The sequence below is a fragment of the Mesorhizobium sp. B2-1-8 genome (genome assembly GCF_006442545.2).
Classification (GTDB): domain Bacteria; phylum Pseudomonadota; class Alphaproteobacteria; order Rhizobiales; family Rhizobiaceae; genus Mesorhizobium.
The window spans coordinates 343,189-370,138 of sequence record NZ_CP083952.1; the positions used below are offsets into that span (position 1 = coordinate 343,189).

26 protein-coding genes and 1 pseudogene are annotated in these 26,950 nt (G+C 63.3%); 15 read left to right on the forward strand and 12 right to left on the reverse strand.

Annotated features, from left to right (window positions below; all coding sequences use genetic code 11):
- The first annotated feature begins 89 nt into the window (after positions 1–89).
- Positions 90–1,334: an MFS transporter gene (locus FJ970_RS01565; RefSeq protein ID WP_140757113.1), complete on the forward strand. Its 1,245-nt coding sequence runs from the start codon at positions 90–92 to the stop codon at positions 1,332–1,334.
- A 16-nt stretch (positions 1,335–1,350) separates the two neighbouring features.
- Here the strand turns inward: FJ970_RS01565 and FJ970_RS01570 are convergent, their stop codons facing one another.
- Positions 1,351–1,758 (reverse strand): DUF2000 family protein, encoded by a 408-nt coding sequence (locus FJ970_RS01570; RefSeq protein WP_140757422.1) that lies wholly within the window; start codon positions 1,756–1,758, stop codon positions 1,351–1,353.
- A gap of 53 nt (positions 1,759–1,811) precedes the next feature.
- On the opposite strand from FJ970_RS01570, the gene FJ970_RS01575 reads away from it, so the two are divergent.
- Positions 1,812–2,681: an AraC family transcriptional regulator gene (locus tag FJ970_RS01575; protein WP_140757115.1), complete on the forward strand. Its 870-nt coding sequence runs from the start codon at positions 1,812–1,814 to the stop codon at positions 2,679–2,681.
- Between the two features lie 12 nt (positions 2,682–2,693).
- Here FJ970_RS01575 and FJ970_RS01580 read toward each other — a convergent pair whose 3' ends face one another.
- Entirely contained in the window at positions 2,694–3,164 is a 471-nt protein-coding gene (locus FJ970_RS01580) for a MarR family winged helix-turn-helix transcriptional regulator (RefSeq protein WP_140757117.1), read from the reverse strand.
- Between the two features lie 400 nt (positions 3,165–3,564).
- Here FJ970_RS01580 and FJ970_RS01585 point away from each other — a divergent pair, with 400 nt between their 5' ends.
- From FJ970_RS01585 to FJ970_RS01600, 4 genes are all read left to right on the forward strand, one after another.
- Positions 3,565–4,620 carry a CobW family GTP-binding protein gene (locus FJ970_RS01585; protein WP_140757119.1) on the forward strand — a complete coding sequence of 352 codons (1,056 nt, stop codon included), beginning with the start codon at positions 3,565–3,567 and terminating at the stop codon, positions 4,618–4,620.
- A gap of 80 nt (positions 4,621–4,700) precedes the next feature.
- Positions 4,701–4,979, forward strand: coding sequence for a DUF1778 domain-containing protein (locus FJ970_RS01590; RefSeq protein ID WP_140757121.1), 279 nt, complete (start codon positions 4,701–4,703; stop codon positions 4,977–4,979).
- A complete protein-coding gene (locus tag FJ970_RS01595) occupies positions 4,976–5,503 on the forward strand; it encodes a GNAT family N-acetyltransferase (RefSeq protein WP_140757123.1) in 528 nt (175 codons plus the stop codon). Before FJ970_RS01590 ends, FJ970_RS01595 begins: the two co-directional genes overlap by 4 nt.
- Before the next feature lie 94 nt (positions 5,504–5,597).
- Positions 5,598–6,572 carry a WD40 repeat domain-containing protein gene (locus FJ970_RS01600; protein WP_140757125.1) on the forward strand — a complete coding sequence of 325 codons (975 nt, stop codon included), beginning with the start codon at positions 5,598–5,600 and terminating at the stop codon, positions 6,570–6,572.
- Between the two features lie 13 nt (positions 6,573–6,585).
- Here the strand turns inward: FJ970_RS01600 and FJ970_RS01605 are convergent, their stop codons facing one another.
- Entirely contained in the window at positions 6,586–7,038 is a 453-nt protein-coding gene (locus tag FJ970_RS01605; protein ID WP_140757127.1) for a hypothetical protein, read from the reverse strand.
- 152 nt (positions 7,039–7,190) lie between these two features.
- On the opposite strand from FJ970_RS01605, the gene FJ970_RS01610 reads away from it, so the two are divergent.
- The 3 genes from FJ970_RS01610 (at position 7,191) to FJ970_RS01620 (ending at position 10,827) form a co-directional block, all read left to right on the forward strand.
- A complete protein-coding gene (locus FJ970_RS01610) occupies positions 7,191–8,567 on the forward strand; it encodes an aspartate aminotransferase family protein (protein ID WP_140757129.1) in 1,377 nt (458 codons plus the stop codon).
- A gap of 32 nt (positions 8,568–8,599) precedes the next feature.
- The gene (locus FJ970_RS01615) at positions 8,600–9,985 is read left to right on the forward strand and encodes a glutamine synthetase family protein (protein WP_181178392.1); all 1,386 of its coding nucleotides are present in this window, start codon (positions 8,600–8,602) and stop codon (positions 9,983–9,985) included.
- A gap of 161 nt (positions 9,986–10,146) precedes the next feature.
- On the forward strand, positions 10,147–10,827 hold the full coding sequence (locus tag FJ970_RS01620; protein WP_265336213.1) for a UdgX family uracil-DNA binding protein: 681 nt from the start codon (positions 10,147–10,149) through the stop codon (positions 10,825–10,827).
- Between the two features lie 274 nt (positions 10,828–11,101).
- On the opposite strand, the gene FJ970_RS01625 is transcribed toward FJ970_RS01620, so the two are convergent.
- The 4 genes from FJ970_RS01625 to FJ970_RS01640 all read right to left on the reverse strand — a co-directional run bounded on the left by FJ970_RS01625 (position 11,102) and on the right by FJ970_RS01640 (position 15,479).
- The gene (locus tag FJ970_RS01625; RefSeq protein WP_140757135.1) at positions 11,102–12,367 is read right to left on the reverse strand and encodes a glycerate kinase; all 1,266 of its coding nucleotides are present in this window, start codon (positions 12,365–12,367) and stop codon (positions 11,102–11,104) included.
- The gene (locus FJ970_RS01630) at positions 12,364–12,867 is read right to left on the reverse strand and encodes a heme-degrading domain-containing protein (protein WP_140757137.1); all 504 of its coding nucleotides are present in this window, start codon (positions 12,865–12,867) and stop codon (positions 12,364–12,366) included. The genes FJ970_RS01625 and FJ970_RS01630 overlap by 4 nt, the downstream gene beginning before the upstream one ends.
- 78 nt (positions 12,868–12,945) lie before the next feature.
- Complete coding sequence (gene guaD, locus FJ970_RS01635; RefSeq protein ID WP_140757139.1) at positions 12,946–14,259, reverse strand: guanine deaminase; 1,314 nt, start codon at positions 14,257–14,259, stop codon at positions 12,946–12,948.
- Positions 14,260–14,261: 2 nt separating this feature from the next.
- Positions 14,262–15,479: a urate hydroxylase PuuD gene (locus tag FJ970_RS01640; RefSeq protein WP_140757141.1), complete on the reverse strand. Its 1,218-nt coding sequence runs from the start codon at positions 15,477–15,479 to the stop codon at positions 14,262–14,264.
- 132 nt (positions 15,480–15,611) lie between these two features.
- Here FJ970_RS01640 and FJ970_RS01645 point away from each other — a divergent pair, with 132 nt between their 5' ends.
- Positions 15,612–16,532, forward strand: a complete 921-nt coding sequence (locus FJ970_RS01645) for a LysR family transcriptional regulator (RefSeq protein WP_140757143.1) — start codon at positions 15,612–15,614, stop codon at positions 16,530–16,532.
- Positions 16,533–16,626: 94 nt separating this feature from the next.
- Positions 16,627–16,773, forward strand: a pseudogene (locus FJ970_RS01650) (nitrilotriacetate monooxygenase); the annotation flags it as partial.
- A gap of 11 nt (positions 16,774–16,784) precedes the next feature.
- On the opposite strand, the gene FJ970_RS01655 reads toward FJ970_RS01650, so the two are convergent.
- The 5 genes from FJ970_RS01655 to uraH all read right to left on the reverse strand — a co-directional run bounded on the left by FJ970_RS01655 (position 16,785) and on the right by uraH (position 23,301).
- Complete coding sequence (locus tag FJ970_RS01655; RefSeq protein ID WP_140757145.1) at positions 16,785–17,621, reverse strand: PhzF family phenazine biosynthesis protein; 837 nt, start codon at positions 17,619–17,621, stop codon at positions 16,785–16,787.
- Positions 17,622–17,714: 93 nt separating this feature from the next.
- Positions 17,715–18,812, reverse strand: a complete 1,098-nt coding sequence (gene xdhC / locus FJ970_RS01660) for a xanthine dehydrogenase accessory protein XdhC (RefSeq protein WP_140757147.1) — start codon at positions 18,810–18,812, stop codon at positions 17,715–17,717.
- 60 nt (positions 18,813–18,872) lie between these two features.
- Positions 18,873–21,236 (reverse strand): xanthine dehydrogenase molybdopterin binding subunit, encoded by a 2,364-nt coding sequence (gene xdhB / locus FJ970_RS01665; protein ID WP_140757149.1) that lies wholly within the window; start codon positions 21,234–21,236, stop codon positions 18,873–18,875.
- 205 nt (positions 21,237–21,441) lie between these two features.
- Positions 21,442–22,923, reverse strand: a complete 1,482-nt coding sequence (gene xdhA, locus FJ970_RS01670; protein WP_140757151.1) for a xanthine dehydrogenase small subunit — start codon at positions 22,921–22,923, stop codon at positions 21,442–21,444.
- Between the two features lie 3 nt (positions 22,924–22,926).
- Positions 22,927–23,301, reverse strand: a complete 375-nt coding sequence (gene uraH / locus FJ970_RS01675; protein WP_140757153.1) for a hydroxyisourate hydrolase — start codon at positions 23,299–23,301, stop codon at positions 22,927–22,929.
- A gap of 204 nt (positions 23,302–23,505) precedes the next feature.
- On the opposite strand from uraH, the gene puuE reads away from it, so the two are divergent.
- The 4 genes from puuE to FJ970_RS01695 are packed head-to-tail and all read left to right on the forward strand — an operon-like array spanning position 23,506 to position 26,890.
- Positions 23,506–24,924, forward strand: a complete 1,419-nt coding sequence (gene puuE / locus FJ970_RS01680) for an allantoinase PuuE (protein ID WP_140757155.1) — start codon at positions 23,506–23,508, stop codon at positions 24,922–24,924.
- A gap of 9 nt (positions 24,925–24,933) precedes the next feature.
- On the forward strand, positions 24,934–25,797 hold the full coding sequence (locus FJ970_RS01685; RefSeq protein ID WP_140757157.1) for a bifunctional allantoicase/(S)-ureidoglycine aminohydrolase: 864 nt from the start codon (positions 24,934–24,936) through the stop codon (positions 25,795–25,797).
- A complete protein-coding gene (locus FJ970_RS01690) occupies positions 25,794–26,297 on the forward strand; it encodes an ureidoglycolate lyase (RefSeq protein ID WP_140757159.1) in 504 nt (167 codons plus the stop codon). The genes FJ970_RS01685 and FJ970_RS01690 overlap by 4 nt, the downstream gene beginning before the upstream one ends.
- Complete coding sequence (locus FJ970_RS01695; protein WP_140757161.1) at positions 26,297–26,890, forward strand: nucleoside deaminase; 594 nt, start codon at positions 26,297–26,299, stop codon at positions 26,888–26,890. Before FJ970_RS01690 ends, FJ970_RS01695 begins: the two co-directional genes overlap by 1 nt.
- Positions 26,891–26,950: the final 60 nt, after the last annotated feature.

Genomic DNA, 26,950 nt, shown 5'->3' on the forward strand with positions numbered 1-26,950 from the left:
GGCTCCTGACGGGGCCTTTTTTTATGCCCGGAATCTAGGCCGCCCCGTCAGACCCTCACTTTAAGCCCACTGACAAGGCGAACGAGATCATGGCGAGCGAGAACCCCATTCCGAGTCCGACCACGGACACAATCAGGAAAATGACATTCTCCGAACCGGCAGTCCAACCCCGGCTAACTACTCTTATCTTGCTTTCGGCTCTTGCGGTGTTGCCGGTGAACATGATTTTGCCTTCGCTGCCGAACATTGGCGCAGCGTTCCAAGCTGATTTCGCATTGGTCAATCTGTCGGTTGCCGGGTTTGCGATCATCACGGCCCTCATAGAGGCCGTCGGCGGCATGATATCGGACCGATTTGGGCGCAGGCTGGTCGTCTTGGCATCTCTCTCGATCTTCGTCGCCGCGTCCATCGGCTGCGCCCTGGCCCCCAACATCGGCATTTTTCTTCTGTTTCGCGCTATGCAAGCTTGCATTGGCCCCTGCTACTCCGTCGCCTTGGTCATCATCAAAGAGACATCAGGTGAGCGCGAGGCCGCCAGCAAATTTGGCTATCTTGCCATGGGTTGGGCGTTCGCACCCATGGTCGGTCCTTTGTTTGGGGGGTCGCTGGACGAACTGTTCGGATGGCGATCGAGCTTCATTGTCTTCGCGATCCTCGGCGCGGCCGCCTTGGCCTTATCCATGCGCGAGCTCGGAAGAACGACCATCCCATTGTCGCGATCCAATGGGAACTACGTTGCCTCATATGGACTGCTCCTCCGGTCAGCGCGGTTTTGGGCACACACCCTGTGCATGGCCTGCTCGATGGGCGTGCTTTATGTGTTCCTCGGAGGAGCGCCATTGATCGTCGGTGATGCGCTCGGTGGATCGAGCATGAAGCTCGGCTTTTACATGGGATTAATCCCGACCGGCTTCATTCTCGGCAGCTATTTGGCCGGGCGTTACGCCTCGAAGATCTCGCTGAGCGCCACACTTGTTTTTGCACGCCTCATGACCTGCACGGGTCTGCTGATCGGCCTGGTTCTGTCGAGCTTTGGCACCGCTCACGTTCTGGCCTTCTTTGGACCTTGTATGTTCATCGGCGTCGGCAACGGGTTGACCATGCCCGCCGCCAACAGCGGCGCGTTGTCTGTACGGCCGGATCTGGTTGGCACCGCGGCAGGACTAGCCGCCGCAATGAGGATCGGCGGCGGGGCACTCATCGCCTCCATCGCCGGGCTGTTTCTTGCAGATTCAGCTCCAGCGCTTTTTTCCATGATGCTGGTGTCGGCGGGATTCGCATTGCTGGCGGCACTGTATGCCGCTCTTCTCGATCGGCGGCAGCCAGTCGATTGAGTTTGTGAGTTTGCCTCTATGCATGCATGCGGGCGCCTTTGGTGATCTTGTCAACGACCTTCTTGTCGGCACGCAGCGCGATGCCCACCACCTTGGCGTCTTCGGGCGCGAATTCGGCAAAGACGGCGCGGTTGGCGGCGTCGAAGCCGGTGGAAAACATCTCCTCGACATAGAGCGAGGTGGCGACACCGCGTTCCAGCGCGCGCCGGTGGATCGCGGCGAGCGTTGCCTGGTCCGCGGACAGCACGATGACCGGCTGGACCGACAGCGGGTTGTAGAGATTGCCGGCGCGGTCGCGATAGGACTCGCCGATGATGTCGGGAAACTGCGCGACGACGCCGCTGGTCAGGAAGGCGGTGACGTTGAGTTTCTGCCAGACGGGCAGATCTTCCCGCAGTACGATTGCAAATTTCGTATCGAACATGAGAAAATGGACCATTCGAGGTTGGGCCCCGTATCGCGAGGCTGAAGGAGACGATGTCGTTCGAACTAGACCGCCAGGCCTTCGAGGGTCTTGGACGTTTGTGCGCCGATGCCGCTGAAAACTGCATCATCTCCGCTCCCGACCCCGCCGGGATGGAGCGCATCGAGGCGCGGTTTCATGGCAGCGCCTTCGATCCGCATCGCCACGACACCTATGCGATTGGAGTGACGTTGCGCGGCGTGCAGACCTTCCGCTATCGCGGCGCGGCAAGGCTGAGCCTGCCCGGTCAGGTCATCGTGCTGCATCCGGACGAATTGCACGATGGCGGCGCGGGCACCGAGGAAGGCCTGCGCTACAGGATGCTCTATCTCGAGCCGTCACTGATGCTCGACTGTCTCGGCGGCACGGCGCTGCCGTTCGTCAGGGACGGGGTGGTGACGGACGATGCCTTCTGCGCGACGCTGCTTTCGGCGCTTGGGCCATTGCAGCAGGAACTCGACGAGCTGTTCGTCGACGACTTCCTGGCGCAGCTGATGCAAAGCCTGGCCCGGCATGCCGGTCAACCGGCAAAGCCACTCGCCGGAACGGCATGGCGGGCGGCGACACTGGCGCGTGAATATCTCACGGAAAACCTCGACCGGCCCGTGCGTTCGGACGAGTTGGAAGCCATCACGGGCCTCGACCGTTATGCCCTGTCGAGACATTTCCGCGCGGCCTTCTCGACCAGTCCGCATCGTTTCCTGGTGATGCGCCGGCTTCAGAGCGCGCGCAGGATGATCGCCGCCGGCGAGCCCTTGGCGCAGATCGCGATCGAAGCCGGCTTCAGCGACCAGAGTCACTTCAACAGGCAATTCAAGAAGGCGTTCGGCATGACGCCGGGACGCTGGTCGTCCTTGACCCACGGAGCTGCCGCGGCAGCCTGATTGCCGAAGAGATCAGTCGTCCGTCTCGGCGTCGTCATCGATCAGCACCAGTTCCTCGTTGGAGAGGTTGGCTTCGATCCGGGCAAGCAGCTTGAACAGCGCCTTCTGGTCTTTCTTGTCGAGGCCTTTCAGCGCCTGCTTTTCGGTCTTCTTCACCGACTTCTCGATGGCGCGGATGGTCTCACGGCCGGTATCGGTGAGAAAGATATGCGCCTGGCGGGCATCGGATTCCGACGCGCGTTTTTCCAGAAAACCCTGCGCCTGCAGCCGGTTGATGGTCTTGGTGATGGTCGGCGGACGCACGCCAAGACGCCCGGCAAGATTGCCCGGTGTTTGGCCGTCCTCGCGGTCCAGCGACAGCATGATCTGGTCCTGGCCGGCGTAGAAGCCGTGCGCCAGAAGCCGTGCCGCCAGTGCGGTCCTTGCCAGCCTTGCCGCTGAATGCAGCCGGCTCATCGTTGCAGTCTTGTCCGCCTTGGCCATGGTCATCCCTCTTCGGCCGTACCGGTGCGCACAGCATAGACGCAGCCGGCCGGTTGGCAATCGACGATCGAAAAGATTCCGGCATACCAAACAGCTTTGCCGGCAAGCATTTGCGGTGCCCGCCGTGGTGATGCCAGATGTTTATTTCAGTTAGATGACAAACGAGTTTCGCGTGAAGGGAATTCGGAGCAACCGCCGCGCGAATGCGATCCGACGACCGACAGCCCTGGCAAGAAGCCCCTTGATCATTCCATCGCCAAGGCGGCGACCGCTTTCCTCAGCCACGATGTCACTTTGGCCCATGGTTTGCCCGTGCAAAAGCCCGGCGCACATCCTATATGGAACCGACAATCCCCTTTCGCGGCCTGAATTTCAGGGCCTAGTCATTTCGAGGCAAGCCATGAGCGACGCACAGACGCAGATTCCCGTAACGGTTCTCACCGGCTATCTCGGCGCCGGCAAGACGACGCTGCTCAACCGCATCCTGTCGGAGAACCACGGCAGGCGCTACGCCGTCATCGTCAACGAATTCGGCGAGATCGGCATCGACAACGACCTGATCGTGGAATCCGACGAGGAAATCTACGAGATGAACAATGGCTGCGTCTGCTGCACGGTGCGCGGCGACCTGATCCGCGTCGTCGAGGGCCTGATGCGCCGGCCCGGGCGCTTCGACGCCATCGTGGTCGAGACCACCGGGCTCGCCGATCCGGTGCCGGTGGCGCAGACCTTCTTCATGGACGACGACGTGCGCTCCAAGACCAAGCTCGATGCGGTGGTGGCGCTGGTCGACGCCAAGCATTTGCCGCTGCGGCTGAAGGATTCCAAGGAAGCCGAGGACCAGATCGCCTTCGCCGACGTCGTGGTGCTGAACAAGACCGACCTCGTCACCCCGGAAGAACTCGCCAAGGTCGAAGCGACGATCCGCGCCATCAATCCGGCGGCCAGGATCCACCGCACCACCCGCGCGGGCGTGGCGCTGTCGGAAGTGCTCGACCGCGGCGCCTTCGACCTGTCCCGGGCATTGGAAAACGATCCGCATTTCCTCGAGGCGCATGACGACCAACATGACCACGATCATGACCATCACGACCATGACCACCACGACCATGATGGGCACGACCACCACCATCATGCGCATCCTTCCGACATTCATGACGTGACGGTGCAGTCGGTATCGCTGCGCGGCGGCGAGATGGACCCGAAGAAATTCTTCCCGTGGATCGAGAAGATCACCCAGATGGAAGGCCCCAACATTTTGCGGCTGAAAGGCATCATCGCGCTCAAGGGCGATGACGAGCGCTATGTCATCCAGGGCGTGCACATGATCATCGAAGGCGACCACCAGCGCGCCTGGAAAGACGGCGAGAAGCATGAGAGCCGGCTGGTGTTCATCGGCCGCGAACTCGACGCCGAGCGGCTGAAGAAGAGCTTTGAGGCCTGCCAGGCCTCGTAAGGCTGTGTTGATGGACCTTCGAGATTGACTATGGGTCCATGTACACATATCATGTGTACATGGACCCGAGGAGATTTCCGATGCCCAGGTCGGCCGACACCAAAACCGAGCGCTATCAAATCCGCATCGCGCCTGCACAGAAGGCGATGATCGCGCGCGCCGCTGCGCTGTCTCATCAGGACGTTACCGACTTTATTCTCAACAAGGTGGTTCCCGAAGCACAGGCCGTAATCGAAGCAGCCGAGGTTGCGAAAGTGTCCGACCGCGATTTCACACGTATACTCGATCTGCTGGAGAACCCGCCGAAACCCAATGCCAAGCTCCGAGCAGCGATCGCGGCCTTGCCGGATACTCTGTGACGCTTCCCGCCTGGCACGAGGAGCCGATTGCGAAACGCCATGATCGGGCCTCGTTCGATTGCGGCGATGCGCAGATGAACGATTTTCTGCGGCGGTTCGCGCGGCAAAGCCACGAACAGAATGCCGCCAAGACTTTCTGTGCGATCGACGATGCGGCTTTGGACCGGATCCTTGGCTTCTATACGATCGCGCCGTCAGCCATTGCTCACGAAACCGTGCCGGAGACGATGACGAGAGGCTTGGCGCGGCACGAGGTTTCCGGCTTCAAGCTTGCCCGGCTGGCGACCGACCGCAGCGTCGCCAGGCAAGGCCTCGGAGGTCAACTGCTTGCCGCCGCCGCGTTGCGCTGCTTGCGACTTGCCGGCGAAGGTGGCGGCATCCTGCTCATCATCGATGCCAAGAGCGAGCGGGCCGCAAGATGGTATGCCAGTTACGGGGCCGAGCGCCTCCAGGGATCGAACCTGATCTTGGTCATGCCATTGGCGACGTTCGCAACCGATCTGCGGGCGAAGGGGCTGCTTTGATGACAGCCTCTCGCCATCTGATCTGCCGGTTGCCGGAACCGCAAACGTCGAGTAAGCCGACTCTGTAATCTCATCCAGTTGAACGAAGACAATCATGCCCACAGTCGCCCCGCTTGATCTCGAAGGCCATTGCGTCGCCGCCGTCTTCCTCGGCGACGTGCCGCATTTCGCGCTGGCCGATGGCGCTGTCCATCGGCTCGACAATGGCCACAAGACGGTGCAGGCCAACGATGGGCTGCTTGCCGCCTTCCATGACGCGGCCAACGACCGGCTGATCACCGGCGGCGAGGACGGCAAGGTGTTTGCCGTGAAAACCGGCGGTGAGACCCAGGAGGTGGCGAGCGCCGGCAAGAAATGGATCACCAGCATTGCCGCCGGGCCGCAAGGCGCCATCGCCTATGCCACGGGCAAGACCGCCTTCGTGCGCTTCGCCGACGGCAAGACACGGGAATTTGCCCATCCGCGCTCGGTCGAGGGGCTGGCCTTCTCGCCAAAGGGCATGCGCTTCGCCGTCGCCCGCTACAATGGCGCGACGCTGCATTTCCCGGCCGCCGAAGGCAAGCCGGTGGAGCTCGAATGGGCGGGCGCCCACACCGGCATCACCTTCTCGCCGGACGGCGCCTTTCTGGTCACCACCATGCAGGAAAACGCCCTCCATGGCTGGAAGCTCGCCGACGGCAAGCACATGCGCATGAGCGGCTATCCGGGCAAGGTCAAAAGCCTGTCCTGGAGCGTGAAAGGCAAATGGCTGGCCAGTTCCGGCGCGCCGGCGGCGATCGTCTGGCCGTTCTCGGGCAAGGACGGACCGATGGGCAAGGCGCCGCTGGAACTCGGCACGCGCGGCAACGCCATGGTGACGGCGGTCGCTTGCCATCCGAGCCAGGACGTCGTGGCTGTCGGCTATGACGACGGCATGGTGATGGCGGTGCGCTTCGCCGATGCCAAGGAAGTGCTTTTGCGGCGCCCGGGCAAAGGCGCCATCACCGCGATGATGTGGGACAAGGAAGAACGCCGTGTCGCCTTCGGCAGTGCCGCCGGCGACTGCGGCGTCATCGACATCACTGCGTAGTCCGGATGGCCGATCACTCGGCGCCGCAGGACACCTTGCCAATCAGATCGACGGGCTTGCCATCGCTGTCCTTGTCGGCCGTGCCGTCATAGACACCGAGCTTGTAATCTCCATCATAGACCCCTTCGTCGCTGGCCCTGGTCAGGATCGTCAGTTCGACCGAACTGTAGGTCTTGGCCACCTCCTGCTCGTGGTAGATGTTCAGCCGCAATTCCTTGTCGTCGAGCCAGTACTGGGTGAGGTTGGAGTTCTCAAAAGTGGTCTTTCGCAGTTGATCGCCGGTGGGCCTTGCCTTGATTTCGAGGTCACCGCGAAAATTGAAGGTCGGGCCGCCCATCCCGGTGGTGACGCCGGTATCGACCTGGAATTTCACCTGTGGATCATCGACGGAGCACCAAATACCGCCGGTCGCGGACGCCGTGCCAGCCGACGGGAACAGTGCCGCTACGCAGATGATCGTCCGCATTTCCCTTGCCCCAATTGCCGTTCCCATTGACGCCGACTTCGCGCAGAGCGTCAAGCGCGCCCAGCACGGGCTGAGCCAATGCAGAACGGACGCGCGGCCAATTGCCGTTGAGGAGGTGGATTGGCTATGAGGGGCGCGCCAGAGGGGTTTTCATGCACAACGACAGTTCGACGCCCGTAGGCGGCATCAGCCGCGACCGCATTGCGCAATTGCGCGAGGCGGAAGGCGCTGCCTTCCGCAAGGCGCGGCCTAGATCGCAAGCCAAGGTCGGCAACGGCCTGCCCGGCTTCTTCGGCGGCGTGCCGATGCACTGGATGAACGACTGGCCGACGCCGTTTCCGATCCTGGTCGACAGCGCCCGAGGCGCCACGATCACCGACATGGACGGCAACAAGCTCGACGATTTCTGCCTCGGCGATACCGGTTCGATGTTCGGTCACTCGCCGCCACCGGTGGCGCGTGCCATTCGCCGCCAGGCCGGGCGCGGCCTGACCTACATGCTGCCATCCGACGATGCGCTGGCCATCGGGCCGCTGCTGCAGCAGCGCTTCGGCCTGCCGTTCTGGCAGATCGCGACGACGGCGACCGACGCCAACCGGTTCGCGCTGCGCGTCGCCCGCGCCATCACTGGGAGAGAAAAAATCCTGGTCTTCAATGGCTGCTATCACGGCTCGGTGGACGAGACGATGGTGCGGCTGATCGACGGCAAGCCCGTCAATCGGCCAGGACTGGCGGGCGAGTTCCGCGACCTGACCCGCACGGCCAAGGTCATCGAATTCAACGATGTCGCCGCACTGGCAGCAGCGCTGAAGGACAGGGATGTCGCTTGCGTCATTGCCGAGCCGGTGCTGACCAATTCCTGCATGGTGCTGCCGGATCCTGGCTACCATGAGGCGCTGCGAAAGTTGACGCGCGAAGCGGGCACGCTGCTTTTGATCGACGAGACGCACACGATCTCGACCGGCCCGGGCGGCTACACCAGGAAATATGGGCTGGAGCCGGACTTGTTCGTGCTGGGCAAGCCGATTGCCGGCGGCGTGCCGGCGAGCGTGTGGGGCATGAGCGATGAAGTCGCCTCGCGCTATGCCGACTACAACAGGACGAAAGAACCGGGTTATTCCGGCATGGGCACGACGCTGTCGGCCAACCCGCTGCAATTCGCCGCCATGCGCGCCACGCTCGAGGAGGTGATGACGCAGGAGAATTACGACCGCATGGATCATCTGGCGCGGCGGCTCGATGCCGGACTGACCGGCGTGATCGATCGTTACAACCTGCCCTGGCATGTTTCCCGTGTGGGGGCCCGCGTCGAGTTCATCTGCGCGCCCGGCCCGCTGCGCAATGGCGCCGAGGCCGAGGGCGCGCATGCGCCGGAACTGGAAGCCGCCATCCATGTCGCGCTGGTCAATCGCGGCGTGCTGATCGCACCCTTCCACAACATGATGCTGATCTCGCCAGCGACGTCAGGCGCCCAGGTCAACCGGCTGATCAGCGCGTTTGGCGCGGTTGCGGCAAAGCTCGCGGCATGAGACAAGCCACCAAGCCAAACCCGAGTTCCATCATGAGTTCACCTTCGGGCTCGACGCCCACCGAGGCGCAAGCCTTCCTCGACGCCCATCCCGAGATCGAGGCCTTCGATATCGTGCTGACCGACGCCAATGGCGTCGGGCGCGGCAAGATCGTGCGCCGGCATGAGCTGAAAAGCATTTTCGAGGGCGGCCGGCACATGCCGATCTCGATCCTCGGCCTCGACATCACCGGCGAGGATGTGCATGAAACCGGGCTGATCTGGGACAGCGGCGACGGCGATCTCAGGGCCTGGCCGATTCCCGGCACGCTGGTGCCGCTTTACGGCACGAACCCGCCGCGCGGCCAGGTGCTGATGGCGATGTATCATCTCGACGGCCAGCCAATGTCATCGGACCCGCGGCTGGCGCTTGCCCGGCAGGTCGACATACTGGCTGCCAAGGGCCTCCATCCGGCTGGCGCCTTCGAGCTCGAGTTTTTTCTGCTGGCCAATGAACGCGATGCCGACGGCAAGGTGCAGCCGGCGCGCGCGGTGCTCGACGGCCGCGTCTCGGGCAAGACGGAAGTCTATTCCGTCGACCATCTGCACGGCATGGAGCCGCTGTTCTCCGACATCTACGCCGCCGCCAAGGCGCAAGGCATTCCGGCCGAGACGGTGATTTCCGAATATGCGCCTGGCCAGTACGAGCTGACGCTGAACTACCGCAAGGACGTGATGCGGGCGGCAGACGATCTGGTCATGCTGAAGCGGCTGGTGCGGGCGCAGGCGCGCCGTCACGGCGTCACCGCCTGCTTCATGGCCAAGCCGATCGAGAAATATGCCGGCTCCGGCATGCATTTCCACGTCTCGCTGCAGGACAAGGACGGCCGAAACGTCTTTTCGGAAGCCGCCGGCGAAAACTGGTCGCTGCCGCTGCTGCGTGGCCTCGGCGGGCTGATCCAGACCATGGCGGAATCGATGCTGGTGTTTGCGCCGCACGCCAATTCCTGGCGCCGCTTCGTCTCGCAATCCTATGCGCCGGTGGCACCGACCTGGGGCGTCAACAACCGCTCGGTGGCGTTGCGCGTGCCGGCGGGCGACGCGAAAAACCGGCGCATCGAGCATCGGCCGTCCGGCGTCGACGCCAACCCCTATCTGATTGCGGCGACGGTGCTCGCCGGCATTGTCAAAGGCCTCGACGAAGGGCTCGATCCAGGTCCTGAAACGACTGGCAATGGCTATGAGGCAGCCGTCACCCGTACGACGATGCCCGCCGACTGGCGCGCCGCCATCGAAGCGGCCAGGGCGTCCAGCTTCCTGAAGGGCGCGCTCGGCGAGGACTTGCACCGCACCTTCGTGGCGATCAAGCAGTCCGAATACCTGCGCGTGGCGCGTACGGTCAGCGAACTGGACTATCACCTCTACCTGCATGAAGTCTGATGGCTGGACGACCCGACGGCGATGACTTTTTCGCCGCCACCATCGAATGAGGTGGCGTTCCGGCCTTCCAGACAGAAATATCGGCGGAACTTCCCGAGGCCTCGCTCATTCCTGATTTGGTCGCGGGAGCGGACAAGGCCGCCAGGGATATGATTGCGAAGATGCCTACAACGCCTGCGCCGCACCATGCCAAGGTGCAGGCGAGGCGCTGGCCGAAGCGTGAGCCAGCCGAGATGCCTGATGACGATGCCGCGGACACGGTTCCCGAATTGCGCGAGGCCGCGAAGGGATGCCGCCGCTGTCCGCTTTGGCGCGATGCGACGCAGACCGTATTCGGTGCAGGGCCTGACAATGCCAAGGTGATTTTTGTCGGCGAACAGCCGGGCGACCAGGAAGACCTCGTCGGCCAGCCGTTCGTGGGGCCGGCCGGCAAGATCTTTGATGCCATATTGGATGATGCCGGGATCGACCGCCTGAAGGTCTACGTCACCAACGCGGTCAAGCACTTCAAATTCGAACCGCGCGGCAAGCGGCGCATCCATTCCAAGCCCAATGTCGGCGAGGTTCAAGCCTGCCGCTGGTGGCTCGACCAGGAGTTTGACCTGATCAAGCCGAACCTCGCCGTGGCGCTCGGCGCCACGGCAGCATTGTCGCTGCTCGGCAAAGCCACACCGGTGACGAAAATGCGCGGCCAGATGATCGAACGCGAGGATGGCTTGCGTGTCTTCATCACCGTCCATCCCTCCTTCATCCTGCGCATTCGGGATCACGCCGACAAGGAAGCTGAACGCGAGCGGTTTTTGCGCGATATGAAGCAGGTGAAGCGGCTGATGGGGACGTGATTGGCTGCCGAAGCTGGAGCGTTTCGCGCCGAAACGACCTCGACATGCCGGATAAAGGTTGCCGGTGAGCGCCGCCCCTCATTGTCCTGCCGGACATTTCTCCCCGTATAGTGACGGGGAGAAATGCGCTGTACCTGCCACTTTCGCCAATCACCAATGTTGCAAGAAAAGCGCCAAAACGCGGTTAGCTTCCTTCTCCCCGTCACTTTACGGGGAGAAGGTGCCGGCAGGCGGATGAGGGGCGGCGCTCACGCTTGTTTTCATGCGACGTACGCTAACGAACGAGAATTGCCCTCAAATCGTTGACGTTCGTGCCGGTCGGGCCGGGTACGAAAAGATCACCGACGGCGTTGAAGGCTGTCCAGGCATTGTTGCCGGCCAGCATCGCCTTGGCATCGACGCCTGCCGCGCGCATGCGCGAAACCGTCGAACCATCGGCGAAGGCACCGGCATTGTCTTCAGAACCGTCGATGCCGTCGGTATCGGCCGCCAAGGCGTGAATGCCTTCCACGCCGCTGATGCCGATGGCGAAGGCGAGCAGGAATTCCGAGTTGCGGCCACCCTTGCCCTTTGCCCGCAACGTCACGGTGGTCTCACCGCCCGAAAGGATCAGAACCGGCTTTTGGAAGGGCCGGCTGCGCGTCGCCACTTCGCGGGCGATTGCCGCATGGACGCCGCCGACCTCGCGTGCTTCGCCTTCGATTGCATCGGAAAGGATGACGGCTTCTATGCCTTGCCGCCTCGCTTCCACTGCTGCCGCTTCCAGCGACACGCCGGCAGAGGCGATCAGATGCACCTCGTTGCGCGAAAAGCGCTGATCGTCGGGATCTGGTGCATCGGCCGCCGGCGACTGGATGTGCGCCATCACCGAGGCCGGCAGGTTCATGCCGTAGGCGGATATCGAGGCCAGCGCGTCTTCACGGCTGCCGGTATCGGGAACGGTCGGGCCTGATGCGACCAGGGCCGGATTGTCGCCGGGAATGTCGGAGACCACCAGCGAGACCACCTTGGCCGGCCAGGCGGCGGCAGCCAGCCGGCCGCCCTTGATGGTGGAGAGGTGCTTGCGGATGGTGTTCATCGCCGCGATCGGCGCGCCCGAGGCGAGCAGCGCCTCGTTGACGGCGATCTCGTCGGCCAGTGTTAGGCCGGCAGCGGGAGACGGCAGCAGCGCCGAGCCGCCGCCGGAAATCAGCGCTACGACCAGATCGTCCGCCGTCAGCCCTTGCACCTTCTCCAGCAGCCGCCGCGAGGCCTCGAGCCCGGCGGCGTCCGGCACCGGATGCGCCGCCTCGATGATCTCGATGCGCTCGCATTGGGCGCCATAGCCGTAGCGGGTGACGACCAGCCCTTCGATCGGGCCATCCCAAACCTTCTCGAACGCCGCCGCCATCTGCGCCGAGCCCTTGCCGGCACCGATGACGATGGTGCGGCCCCTGGGCCTGGCCGGCAAATGGTCGCGGATAGTGCGCTCCGGGTCGGCGGCTGCGACCGCCGCATTGAAGATCGAGGTAAGAAAAGCCTTGGGATCGGGCACGGTCATTCGGGGTCCGCGGACAGCGCCAGTCCGCGCCTGTCCATGCCCAGGTGATCGCACAGCGCATCGACCACCACGCCATGATCCTGGCGCTCCGGCAGGCCGGACACCGCGATCACGCCGATGACACCGGCACCCTTGACCGCGACCGGGAACCCGCCGCCGGCGAGCACATAGTCAGCAATATCCAGCCCCTCGCCGATCTTGAAGGTGCGGTCGGAGCGCTGCTGCTCCAGAACCAGACGGTAGGTGCTTTTGAGGTAGCGCTTGACAACATTGATCTTGCGCCGCGCCCAGTCGGGATTGGATGCATTCGACCCCGGCATGGCGGCATAGAAAAGCGGCCGATCCCATAGCCTGATATCGACGATGATCGGCAGATTCTCGGCAATTGCACGACCACGGATGGCTGCGCCGATCTCGAAGGCGACGGCCTCGTCGAAAGCCTTGAAGACAAGGGTCTCTTCCTGTCTCTTGATCAGAGCGATGTCGTCAGCAACGGCCATGTCGTTCCCCTGTCAACTTCGTCGCACGCTTTGACCGATGGCTGCCGCTGGGTCAAGCAAGGAACGCACGAGCAGCGCCTAATTCGCGATGTCGCTCTTGGCAGGCCGCCCCGCGACATAGACCTCGCGCACGGCGCGGTCGTCGCCCAGCGTCTGCAGCAGGAACAATTCCTGCGCCAGCGTCTCGGCCGTTTCCATCCTGAGCCGCATGGCGGGCGTTGCGCGGGCATCGAGCACGACGATGTCCGCATCGGTGCCTTGCTCCAGCGTGCCGATCTTGTCAGCCACCGACAGCGCCTCGGCATTGCCGCGCGTGATCTGCCAGAAGGACTGGAACGGGTTCAGCTTCTCGCCATTGAGCGCGATCACCTTGTAGCCCTCATCCATGGTGCGCAGCATGGAATAGTTGGTTCCGCCGCCGACATCGGTGGCGGACGCTATGCGCAACCGCTTGTCGCGGCGGCGAAAGCGCTGATAGTCGAACAGGCCTGAGCCGAGGAACAGGTTCGAGGTCGGGCAGAAGACGGCCACCGAACCACTATCCGAAAGCGCGTCCGCCTCGCGCTCCGACAGATGGATGCAGTGGCCGAACAGGCTCTTCTTGCCCAGCAGCCCGTAATGCTCGTAGACGTCGGTATAGTCGCGCGACCAAGGGTAGAGCTGCTGCGTGAAGGCGATCTCGGCGTGGTTTTCCGACAGATGCGTCTGCATGTGCAGGCCGGGATGTTCGCGGCTCAGCGCGCCGGCCATCTCCATCTGCTCCGGTGACGAGGTGATGGCGAAGCGTGGCGTGATGGCATAGTGCTGCCTTCCCTTGCCGTGCCACTCCGCGATCAGTGCCTTGGTATCGTCATAGCCGGATTGCGGCGTATCGAGCACACCTTCGGGCGCGTTGCGGTCCATCATCACCTTGCCGGCGATGTTGAGCATGTCGCGCGCATGCGACTCGGCGAAGAAGGCTTCCGCCGAGGCCTTGTGCACCGAGCAATAGGCGGCAACCGTCGTGGTGCCGTGGCGCACCGTCTCGTCAAGGAACAGGCGCGCGATGCGGCGGCCATGCTGAGCGTTGGCGAATTTGGTTTCTTCGGGAAAGGTGTAGGTGTTCAGCCAGTCGAGCAGTTCGGCGCCATAGGACGCGATGATCTGCATCTGCGGGAAATGCACATGGGCATCGATGAAGCCCGGCAGCAGCAGATGCGGCCGGTGATCGATTTTTTTCACCGTCTCGCCGGCCTGTTTCTCGACCTCGGCATAGGCGCCTGCTGCAACGATCCTGCCGTCGCTTATCAGCAGGCCGCCATCCTCCTCGTAGCGCCAGGCGGAGTGGTCGTCGATGGTTTGCGGCCAGCGCACGAAGGACAGCGTGCGGCCACGCAGAAGTGTCGAGGTCATGCTTATTTCCCCGCGCCTTCGAACCAGGCCACCAGCAGCGCCCGTTCCTTGTCGGTGATCTGGCTGACATTGGCGGGCGGCATGGCGTGGCTGCGCCCGGCCTGCAGGTAGATTTCGCGGGCATGCTCGGCGATGCCGGCGTCCGTATCCAGCATCACCCCCTTGGGCGCGTGATAGATGCCCTCATAGACCGGCTCCTGCGCATGGCACATCGAGCAGCGGCCGAGCACGGTGTCGCGCACGGCCGGGAAATGCGCCGAGGCGATATAGATGTCCGCCGAGGCGGAGGCCTTCGGTTCGCCGGTGAGCACCTTCGGCACGGTCGACAGCCAGATGATGATGAGGAACAGGACAAGGGCGCCCAGCCACGTCCAGTGCGGGTTGCCGGCGCGCTTGTGCACGGTGTTGAAATAATGCCGGATCAGGACGCCGATGATGAACACCAGCGAGGCGATGACCCAGTTGAACTGCGTGCCGAACGCCAGCGGATAATGGTTCGACAGCATCAGGAACAGCACCGGCAGCGTCAGGTAGTTGTTGTGGAGCGAACGCTGCTTGGCGATCTTGCCGTATTTCGGATCCGGCTTGCGGCCGGCGATGAGGTCGGCGACGACGATCTTCTGGTTGGGAATGATGACCATGAAGACATTGGCCGACATGATCGTGGCGGTGATGGCGCCCAGATGCAGGAAGGCGGCGCGGCCGGTGAACAGATGGGTCAGCCCCCAGGCAATGAAGACCAGCACGCAATAGAGCACCAGCATCAGGCCGGTGTCGCTTTTGCCGAGCGGCGAGCGGCACAAGAGATCATAGACGACCCAGCCGACGCCGATCGTGGCCATAGACAGCAGGATGCCGACCGGCACCGACATCGGCAGCACGTTGGGATCGATCAGGAACAGGTCGGCTCCGGCATAGTAGACCACGCAAAGCATGGCGAAGCCGGACAGCCAGGTGGCATAGGATTCCCATTTGAACCAGGTCAGGTGCTCGGGCATCTCCGCCGGCGCCACCAGATATTTCTGGATGTGGTAGAAGCCGCCGCCATGCACCTGCCATTCCTCGCCGAAGGCGCCGACCGGCATGCCCGGGCGCTGGCGCAGCCCAAGATCGAGCGCGACGAAGTAGAAGGACGAGCCGATCCAGGCGATGCCGGTGATGACGTGCAGCCAGCGCACGGCGAAGCTCAGCCAGTCCCAGAAAATCGCGAAATCCATCATTGAAGTCGTCCCTGCCGATCGGGTGACTTTACGGTGTGGCGCGCAAACGAAAAGAGGCGAGGTGTACGATGACTTTCAAAAAAAATTGGAAAATACTAGGTTGATGGCCGCAAACCGGCGAAGGTGCTCCGCATGGCCTATCTCGACAACATCGCCGTCTTCGTCCGCGTCGTCGAGCTCGGCAATCTGTCGGCGGCCGGGCGCGACATGCGCATTTCGCCGGCGGTCGCCTCAAACCGCATCAAGGAACTGGAGAAGCATCTCGGCGTGCGGCTGTTCAACCGCACCACCCGGCAATTGATGCCGACCGAACATGGCACTGTTTTTTATTCCGGCGCCAAGCAGGTGCTGGAGGCGATCACCGAGGCGGAAGCGGCCGTCTCGGCGCTGTCCGGCCAGCCGCGCGGCACCATTCGCGTCACCGCACCGCTCGGTCTCGGGCGACGGCTGGTGGCCTCGGGCATTCCCGATTTCCACGACAAATACCCTGACATCGAGGTGCGGCTCAGGCTTTCGGACCACAATGTCGACATCATGAAGGAAGGCATTGACGTCGCCTTCCGCCTCGGCATCATCGAGGATTCCAGTCTTCGGATGCGCGGTATCATGGAATGCGAGCGTGTGCTGGTCGCCGCACCCAAATATCTGGAGGCGCGCGGCGAGCCTATGGAGCCGCAGGAGCTGATCGGCAGGAAACATGACTGCCTTATGCTGCGCTATTCCGGCGCGCTCGAATATGTCTGGACCTTGCAAACGCCGGCCGGCCCACAGAAATTCGAGGTGCATGGACCCTACGACACCGACGACGGCGACGTGCTGACGGGCTGGGCGCTGTCGGGACGCGGCATCATCAACAAGCCGCGCTTCGAGGTCGAGCCGTTCATCCGCGACCGCCGGCTGAAAGTGATCTTGACCAGCACGCCGCCGACTCCGGTACAGTTCGCTGCCGTCTATCCGCACAAGAAGCTGCAGGACCCCAAGGTGCGGCTATTGCTCGATTTCATGGCCGAGCGCTGCCAGCGGCTGATCAAGGATCTTCTGGCCGGCAAGTGATGGCCTCCTGGCCCATCCGATCCGGTTGCCTTGCGCGAAAGCCAGCCGGGGTTGGTAGCCGGATGGCTGCCGTCGCGGGCAGCCAAATGGCCGCTTTAACGTCATGCCGTCCTTTTTGCCCTGTGAACTCAATGCCTTTGCCACCCTGATCGTGCCGGAACTGCAGCGGCGCGGCCTGTTCCGCAAGGACTATGAAGGCACCACGCTGCGCTCGCATCTCGGCCTGAAATGGCCTGACTGAGGCAGGTGCGGTTATGCCTCGTCCATCATCCGTGCGGTGCCGGAAACCCTGATCGAACTGCCTATCTCCACAGGAATATCGGCATGCAGGCGTGAGCGCATGCCCATGTCCTCGCCTTGCACGACATCTATCGCGCCGCCATGCGGCCAGCCAATGTCTCTGAGATAACCGGCAAAGGCGGCTGTCGACGCGCCCGTCGCGGGATCCTCATAGACCCCACCGGATGCAAAGGGATTGCGCGTGTGAAACAAGCGCGGCGTTTCGGCGTAGGCGAGCAGGATCGTCACCAGCCCTTCCCTCCGCATGAAGAGCTGTCCGGCCTTAAGGTCGTAGCGCATGGCCGCCAGCGCCTCGCGCGAGTTGAAAGCCAGCACAAGGTGGTCGGCGCCGCCATGGATCAGCGCCGGTGGAATGGCCGGATCGAGATCGGCCACAGCGTAGCCGAATAGCGCCAGCGATTCGCTAATCAGCTCCGAAGCGGCGGGCTTGCTGCGTGTGGGCGGCGACTGTAGCGCGGCGGCAACGTTCGCGCCATCTCGAAAGCCTTCAACGGTAATGCTGGCTTGGGCGAGGTTGAGTGGGAAGAGCCCATCGCCAAACCGCCGAACCAACGCGGCGCCCAGTGCAATGGTGGCGTGGCCGCAGAAGGGGACCTCGGATTCCGGCGAGAAATAGCGGACGCGCCAGCTGTCGCCATCGGGCGCGGCGAAGGCGGTCTCCGAGAATCCGACCTCCGCCGCGATATGCTGCATTTCGGCGGCATCGGGCAAGGCGTCATTTATCAGGACACCGGCTGGATTGCCGCCGGAGCTGCCATCCGAAAAAGCCGCGATTTTGAGTACGCCCATATGCCTTCGCCTCATGCTGCAACGCCGGTTGCATATAGCAAATGCGTGCTTCGGGCGATTGAAAACGGAAAGGCCGCCAGCGAGCAGCCTCGGCTAACCGGCCATGATCCCGGCCTGATGGTCCTGATGGTCCTGATGGTCCTGATGGTCCTGATGGTCGGCGTTCGACACGGCCCGCTGAATGACCAGCGCCGTCATGATCTCGGCGGCCGCCAGCGCGGCGATGACGGACGGGCGCTTGTCCTTGACGGCGTCGCCGCCGATCGGCGAGACGAGGCGGGCAAACTCCGCCTCCCCGCCATCCGCCGATTTCAGGAACCAGCTCCTGAATGTCGCCTTCTTGGTCTTCGAGCCGATCATGCCGACATAGGCCGCGTCGCCGCGCTTCAGCGCTTCGGCGACGATCAGGAAATCGAGCGCATGGTCATGGGTGAGGATGGCGAAGGCGGCGCCGGCCGGAGCGTTGCGTACCTCGGCCTCCGGCAGCGGCGTCAGCCGCGTCTCGACGGTTTCCGGCATGCCTTCCAGCGCCTCGGATCGGGTCTCGACGACGACAACGTGGATCGGCAGCAGCGCCAGCGACGCGGCCAACGCCTGGCCGACATGGCCGCCACCGAAGATATAGACATGCGGCAGGTGCGCCTCTTCCGATTCAGCGTTCGCTATCAGCTGTTCCTCGATTGTGCCGTCGACCAAGCGAATCAACACCTCGACCCGGCCCCCGCAGCACTGGCCGATTTCCGGCCCGAGCGGAACGTCGAGCGTGACGACAGCTTCGTCAGCGTCGCGCTGCCCCTCACCCTTACCCTCTTCCCGTAAGGACGGGGGGTCGCCGGCATTAGGGCCGTTTCCCTTCTCCCCGTCACGATACGGGGAGAAGGTGCCGGTCCACCCTCCGCAGGTGCTGCGCAGCTGCTGCGGAGGACGGGCAGGCGGATGAGGGGCGGCGCCGACATCGGCAAATTCGCTGGAAGGTGCGGAGCGCAACGAGCCCAGTATCTGCCGCGCCTTGTCGATCGCCATATATTCGAGCTGACCGCCGCCAATGGTGCCGAAAGTCGCCGATGCCGAGACAAGCATGAAGGCACCGGCCTCGCGCGGCGTCGAACCCTTTGTCGCCGCAACTTCGACAAGCGCAGCCCGACCGGCATGGTCGAGAAACACTTTCAGCTCTTGAACCTTCGAGTTCATCGTCTGCACTTCCATCCACGAAATATAGTGTTTTCGGCGCGATTTGCACGTTTTGGAGCCTCAGGACAGCTCTGAAGCCTCCCGCTTCAGCCGCTCGATCGCCATCAGCACGCGTTCTGGCGTTGCCGGCGCGTCGAGGCGCGGGCAGATCTTGTGGTCGGCGACGCTGGCCACGGCATCCGACAGGGCGTGCAGCACCGCCATGCCGTGCGGCAGCGGCGGTTCGCCGACCGCCTTGGAGCGATGGATGGTCGGCTCATAGGCCTGCGACCAGTCGGTCAGCGCCACGTTGAAGATTTTTGGGCGGTCCGACGCCAGCGGAATCTTGTAGGTCGACGGCGCATGCGTGCGCAGCCGGCCCTTGTCGTCCCACCACAGTTCCTCAGTGGTCAGCCAGCCCATGCCCTGGATGAAGCCGCCCTCGACCTGGCCGAGGTCGATGGCCCGGTTCAGCGAACGGCCGCAATCGTGCAGGATATCGGCGCGCTCGACGACATATTCGCCGGTCAGCGTGTCGACCGACACTTCGGCGCAGGCCGCGCCGTAGGCGTAGTAGTAGAAGGCGTGGCCCCGGCCCTTGCTGCGGTCCCAATGGATCTTCGGCGTCTTGTAGAAGCCGGCGGCCGAGAGCTGCACACGCGCGACATAGGCCTGCTTGACCAGATCGTTGAAGCTGACCTCCTGGTTGCCGACGCGCACCCGGTTGGGCAGGAACACCACCTGGTCGACGGGGATCTGGTATTTCTCGGCGGCGAAGTCGGTCAGCCGCTGGCGGATCTGGCGCGCCGCATTCTGCGCCGCCATGCCGTTGAGGTCGGCGCCAGAGGATGCCGCCGTCGGCGCGGTGTTAGGCACCTTGGCGGTGGTGGTGGCGGTGATCTTCACGCGGTCGAGGTCGATCTGGAATTCCTCGGCCACGACCTGCGCCACCTTGAGATGCAGACCCTGGCCCATTTCGGTACCGCCATGGTTCATGTGCACCGAACCGTCGGCATAGACATGCACCAGCGCGCCGGCCTGGTTGGCCTCGGTCTTGGTGAAGGAGATGCCGAACTTGACCGGCGTCAGCGCCAGGCCGCGCTTGACGAAGCGGCTGTTGGCGTTGAACGCGGAAATCTCGCGGCGGCGGCGCGCATAGCTGGCGCTCTCCTCCAGTTCCGCCACGATGCGCTGGATGATGCAGTCCTCGACCTTCTGGTGATAGGGCGTGACGTTGCGGCCGCCGATCGCTTCCATCGGATCGTAGAAATTCAGCTTGCGGATTTCGAGCGAATCCTTGCCGACCGCGAAGGCGACCTCGTCGATGACGCGCTCGGCGCCGACCATGCCTTGCGGGCCGCCGAAGCCGCGAAAGGCGGTGTTGGACACGGTGTTGGTAAAGAGCGGCGCCGACTTGGCGTGCACCGCAGGATAGAAATAGGCGTTGTCGCAGTGAAACAGCGCACGATCGCCGACCGGTCCGGACAGGTCTGCGGAAAAGCCGCAGCGCAAGGCGTAGGTGAAATCGACACCGAGGATGTTGCCCTCGTCGTCGAAGCCGACCTCGTAGTCGATGGCGAAATCGTGCCGCTTGCCGGTTGCGGTCATGTCCTCGTCGCGGTCGAGCCGGATCTTGACCGCGCGCTTCAGCTTCTTGGCCGCGATGGCGGCGATCGCGGCGCACTGGTTGGCCTGTGTTTCCTTGCCGCCGAAGCCGCCGCCCATGCGGCGCACCTCCACCGTCACCGCGTTGCTCGGCACGCCGAGCGTGTGGGCGACCAGATGCTGCGTCTCGCTCGGACCCTGAGTCGAACAGTAGACAGTCACCTCGTCGTCCTCGCCGGGAATCGCGAGCGACACCTGGCCTTCGAGGTAGAAATGGTCCTGGCCGCCAAGCCACATGCGGTTCTTGATGCGGCGGGGCGCTGCCTGCATTGCCGCGGCCGCATCGCCGCGCTTCAGGATCAGCGGCGTAGTCACCTGCTTGTCCTTCGTCGGATCAAGGTCCCAGATGTCGATCACGGCGGGAAGCTCATCATACTCGATCCTGGCCAGGCGCGCGGCGCGCCGGGCTGCCTCGCGCGTCTCGGCAATCACCGCGAAGATCGGCTGGCCGAAGAACTGCACCTTGCCTTCCGCGAGCACCGGATCGTCATGCATGTTGCTGGGCGAGACATCGTTTTCGCCCGGCACGTCGGCATAAGTCAGCACGTCGACGACACCAGGGGCCGCGCGCACCGCCGAGAGATCGACGCTTTTCAGAACGCCATGTGCCACCTTGGACAGGCCAAGGCCGGCATGCAGCGTGCCTGCCGGTTCCGGCATGTCGTCGATATAGACGGCGCCGCCGCTGACGTGCTTGTGGGCTGAATCATGCTGCTGGTCGGTGGCGACGCCACCGACGATCTTTTCCGCCTTGAGGTTTGATGGTGCGTGGTCGTTCATTCAGCCTCCTTCCCTTCACCCCGTTCACGGGGAGAAGGTGGCCCGAAGGGCCGGATGAGGGGCAGCGCCGACATTGACGAGTTTACCAGAAGCGATCGACGCTGGCGCCGCCCCTCATCTGCCTGCCGGCATCTTCTCCCCGTGAACGGGGAGAAGGACGCTACCCGCGACCGTTTGCCTGTCTGCTCACTCGCCTTGATTCGCATCAGGCCGCCTCGTTGCGCGACACCTGGAACGGCGCTTTCGTTCCTGTCGTCTCGACGTAAAAGCGCAGCAAGAGGTTCTTTGCCGCCAGCGCTCGATATTCGGCGCTCGCGCGCATGTCGGTGAGCGGCGTGAAGTCCTTGGCATATTCGGTCATCGCCGCCTCTACCGTGGCTTCGTTCCAGGCCTTGCCGATCAGCGCCTTCTCGACAGCCGACGCCCGCTTCGGCGTTGCCGCCATGCCGCCATAGGCGATGCGGATATCGGCTACCGTGCCGTCCTTGGCCAGAGCCAGACAAAAGGCACCCAAGGTCGCGGTGATGTCCTCGTCACGGCGCTTGGTGACCTTGTAGACGGCGAATTTCACATCCTTTGCCGGCACGGGCACATGCACAGCCTCGACAAACTCGCCTGGCTGGCGGTCCTGCTTGCCATAGGCGATGAAGAAATCCTGCAACGGGATCGTGCGCCGCTTCTTGCCCTTGCGCAATGTCATCCGTGCGCCGAGCGCGATCAACGGTGGCGGCGTGTCGCCGATCGGCGAGCCGTTGGCGACGTTGCCGCCGATCGTGCCCATGTTGCGGACCTGTTCGCCGCCGATGCGGTCGAACAACGGCCCCAGCGCCGGGATGCGTTTCGACAGTGTCGAAAAGGCTTCGGTATAGGTGACGCCGGCGCCAATCGATATGACGCCATCTTCTTCCGTGATGGTGCAAAGCCCCGGCAGATCGCCGATGAAGATCGCCGGCGAGATGTCGCGCATATGCTTGGTCACCCACAGGCCAACGTCGGTCGAACCGGCGACGACGGTGGCGGTGGGTTCTTTTTCGAAGACAGAAGCGAAATCGTCGGCATCGGCCGGCACGACCAGCCGAGTCTTGCCGGAGCCAATCTCGATCCTGGCGCCATCGCGCAACGCCCGCAGCCGTGTCGTGATGTCCCGGCGCTCCGCCGCCAGCGGATCCTTCGCCGCCTTGCCATAGCTCGAGATGGCATGCGCGGCGCGCATGATCGCCTCATAGCCGGTGCAGCGGCAGAGATTGCCTTGCAAGGCCTTTTCTATCGCCGCATCCGACGGGTCCGGCGACTTCATCCACAAGCCATAGAGCGACATGACGAAACCCGGCGTGCAGAATCCGCATTGCGAGCCATGGAAATCGACCATCGCCTGCTGCACAGGATGCAACTGACCAGCTTCGCCGCGCAGATGCTCGACCGTCACGACATGGGTGCCGTCGAGCGAGCCGAGGAAGCGGATGCAGGCATTGACGCTTTCATAGACCAGTCCGGTGGCCGATAGCTTGCCGACGAGCACGGTGCAGGCGCCGCAATCGCCCTCGGCGCAGCCTTCCTTGGTGCCGCGCAGCGAACGGTCGAGCCGCAGCCAGTCGAGCAAGGTCGCGTCTGGCGCCACGGATGACAGCGCGACATCCCTGCCATTCAGAATGAAGCGGATTTCGTCGCGAATGTTGACCTTGGCCATGCCTCAGCTCCCCCTGTAAGTGGAATAGCCGTATGGCGAGATCAGCAATGGTACATGATAGTGCACCGCCTCCGCCATGCCGAAGCGGATCGGCACGCTGTCGAGGAAGGCAGGCTCCGGCAGCTTCGTGCCCTGGACACGCAGATAATCGCCAGCCGCGAACACCAGTTCGTATTCGCCGGGGCGGAAGTCGGCGCCTGCCAGCAGCGGCGCGTCGCAGCGGCCGTCTGCATTGGTGACGACCGTCTTCAGAAGCGTGCGGGCGGAACCGTCAAGATGGTAGAGCGCGATCGACAATCCAGCCGCCGGCTTACCGGTCGCGGTATCCAGGACATGGGTCGTCAGACGCCCGCCATCGGCTTTCGACGTTTCTGCCATTGGCCGCCTCCCATTTTCCAATACGAACAAATTGGCCGGTACAATCGAGCACTAACGATGAATTGTGCGCCAATTAAAGGCGATGCATAAGTCCCGGTCGAGCGGAGTGCGACAAAAACACTTTCAAAAATTTTGAGGGGAATGCGAGAAGCACCCTTTCGATATTCTGATCATACTTCCGGTGATGCCGGGTGCGGAGGGACGATGCGTTACACCAGGGACATGCGTGGCTACGGAGCTAATCCGCCGGATCCGAAATGGCCTGGCGGCGCGCATGTCGCCGTGCAGTTCGTCGTCAACTACGAAGAGGGCGGCGAGAACTGCGTGCTCCACGGCGACAAGGCTTCGGAAGCTTTCCTGTCGGAAATCGTCGGCGCGGCGCCCTGGGTGGGCCAGCGCCACTGGAACATGGAATCGATCTACGAATATGGGGCGCGGGCCGGCTTCTGGCGGCTGCTGCGCCTGTTCAGCGAAGAGCAGGTGCCTGTGACCTGCTACGGCGTCGCCACGGCGCTCGCGCGCTCACCCGACCAGGTCACGGCCATGCAGGAAGCCGGCTGGGAAATCGCCTCGCACGGACTGAGATGGATCGACTACCGCGACCACGACGCCGAGGACGAGCGCCGCGATCTCGAAGCGGCGATCAAGCTGCACTATGAGGTGACCGGCCAGCGCCCGACCGGCTGGTATACGGGCCGCACATCGGTCAACACGGTGCGGCTGGTGGCCGAAGAAGGCGGCTTCGACTACGTCTCGGACACCTATGACGACGAACTGCCTTACTGGTTCGAGCATAGCGGCAGCACGCAGCTCATCATCCCCTACACGCTCGACGCCAACGACATGCGCTTTGCCACGCCGCAGGGTTTCAACTCGGGCGACCAGTTCTTCGCCTATCTCAGGGACAGTTTCGACACGCTCTATGCCGAGGGCAAGGCAGGCAGGCCGCGCATGATGAATATCGGCCTGCATTGCCGTCTCGTCGGACGGCCGGGCCGGGTAGCGGCGCTGAAGCGCTTCGTCGATTACGTCAAGTCGCACGACAAGGTCTGGCTGGCACGGCGCATCGACATCGCCAAGCACTGGCAGGAGAACCATCCCTACAAGCCGGCCGCTTTGCGCCCGTCGAAGATGGAATTCGAGACGTTCGTTCACACCTTCGGCGGCGTGTTCGAGCATTCGCCGTGGATCGCGGAACGGGCCTACGAGCTGGAGCTTGGCCCGGCGCACGACACGGCGGGCGGCCTGCACAATGCGCTCTGCCGCATCTTCCGTTCCGCCAGCGAGACCGAGCGGCTCGGCGTGCTCAACGCCCATCCCGACCTCGCCGGCAAGCTCGCCAAGGCCAGGCGGCTGACGGCGGAATCGACCAGGGAACAGGCTTCCGCCGGCCTCGACGCGCTGACCGACAAGGAACGCGAACTGTTCTCCAAGCTCAACGCCGCCTACGTCACCACCTTCGGCTTCCCCTTCATCATCGCGGTGAAGGGCAAGACAAAGGAGGAAATCCTCGCCGAATTCGAAGCCCGTATAGGCAACAGCCGCGGCGTCGAGTTCGAGACCGCCTGTAAACAGGTCGAGCTCATCGCGCTGCTCCGCCTCAAGGACATGCTTCCACAATAGGTTTGAACCATGGATACGATCAGGATGCCCGAGCGCACCTATTATGCCCCGCAGGGCGGCCATTCCGGCCAGACCGAGCTTCTGACCGGCCGCGCCGTCTTCACCGAGGCCTATGCGGTCATTCCCAAGGGCGTGATGCAGGACATCGTCACCAGCGCCCTTCCGTTCTGGGACAAGACCCGCGTCTGGATCCTGTCGCGGCCGCTGTCCGGCTTCGCCGAGACGTTTTCGCAATACATCGTCGAGGTCGCGCCCGGCGGCGGCAGCGACCGGCCGGAGCCCGATGCCGGTGCCGAAGGCGCCCTGTTCGTGGTCGAGGGCGAACTGACGGTTCTGCTCGACGGCAAGAAGCATAGCTTGAGGCCCGGCGGCTTTGCCTTCCTGCCGCCGGCCAGCGGCTGGACAGTCCGCAACGAAAGCAAGGCGGCTGTCCGCTTCCACTGGATACGCAAGGCTTATGAGGCAGTCGACGGCCTCGAGATTCCCGAGGCTTTCTTCACCAACGAACAGGAGATCGCGCCGACCCCGATGCCGGGCACCGAGGGCCGCTGGGCAACGACGCGGTTCGTTGATCCCGCCGATCTGCGCCACGACATGCATATGACCATCGTCACGCTGGAGCCGGGCGCGGTCATTCCCTTCGCCGAGACGCATGTCATGGAACACGGGCTCTATGTGCTCGAGGGCAAGGCTGTCTACCGGCTCAATCAGGACTGGGTCGAAGTCGAGGCCGGCGACTATATGTGGCTGCGCGCCTTCTGCCCGCAGGCCTGCTATGCCGGCGGCCCCGGCAAATTCCGCTATCTGCTTTACAAGGATGTCAACCGGCACGCCAAACTCGGCGGGGCAGATATCGCGAAGCGCACGCCATGACCCGCATCGTCGCGCGGCCGCTGACCCGCGAGGCCTTTGCCGAATTCGGCGACGTCATCGACATGGGCGGCGACAACCACTACCCGATCAATGGCGGCAAGGCCGAGCGCTACCACGACCTCGCTACCGCGCAGGCGACAGGACCAAATGCGCGCGTGCTGATCTCGATGGTGCGCGGCACGCCTTATGAGATGCCGCTGAAGCTGACCATGGTCGAGCGCCACCCCTTGGGCAGCCAGGCCTTCATCCCGCTGTCGCCGCGTCCGTTCCTGGTCGTCGTCTGCCATGACGGCAAGGAGGGGCCGGGCGAGCCGCATGCCTTCATCACCGCGCCGGGGCAAGGCATCAACTATTCCCGCAATCTGTGGCACGGCGTGCTGACGCCGCTCGGCGAGGCGCAGGATTTTTTGATCGTCGACCGCGGCGGCGACGGGTCCAACCTCGAAGAATTCCATTTCTCGCACGCCTACGAGATCCATCTTCCCGACGAGAGCTTGTGATGACCGACATTTCGCTGATCGACCGCCTGCTCGACGTCATCGAGCAAGATATCGTGCCGAAGACGGCAGAAGGCGTCGCGCTCGGCAACAAGCTGTTCGGCGCGGCGATCCTACGCAAGGACGACCGGTCGCTGATACTAGCCGAGACCAACAACGAGATGGAAAACCCGCTCTGGCATGGCGAGGTGCATTGCCTGAAGCGCTTTTACGAAATGCCCAAGGCCGAACGTGTCGACACGAAAGACGCCATCTTCATCGCCACGCATGAGCCCTGCTCGCTCTGCCTGTCGGCGATCACCTGGACCGGCTTCGACAATTTTTACTACCTCTTCAGCCACGAGGATTCGCGCGACAGTTTCGCCATTCCGCATGATCTCAAAATCCTGAAAGAGGTCTTCACCCTCGACCCCGGCGGCTACAATGCCGAGAATGCCTATTGGAAAAGCTTTTCCATCCGTCGGCTGGTGCGCGCACTGCCCGAGGTCGAACGCCAGCGGCTGGAGGCGCGCATCGCCAGGATTTCCGCACGCTATGACGAGCTGTCCGGCGCCTACCAGGCGAACAAGGCCGAAAACGACATTCCGCTAAATTGATGCGGACGTCCTATGATAGGAAGCTTGAACTGCCACCTTTATGGTGGCAAATTGAGACAT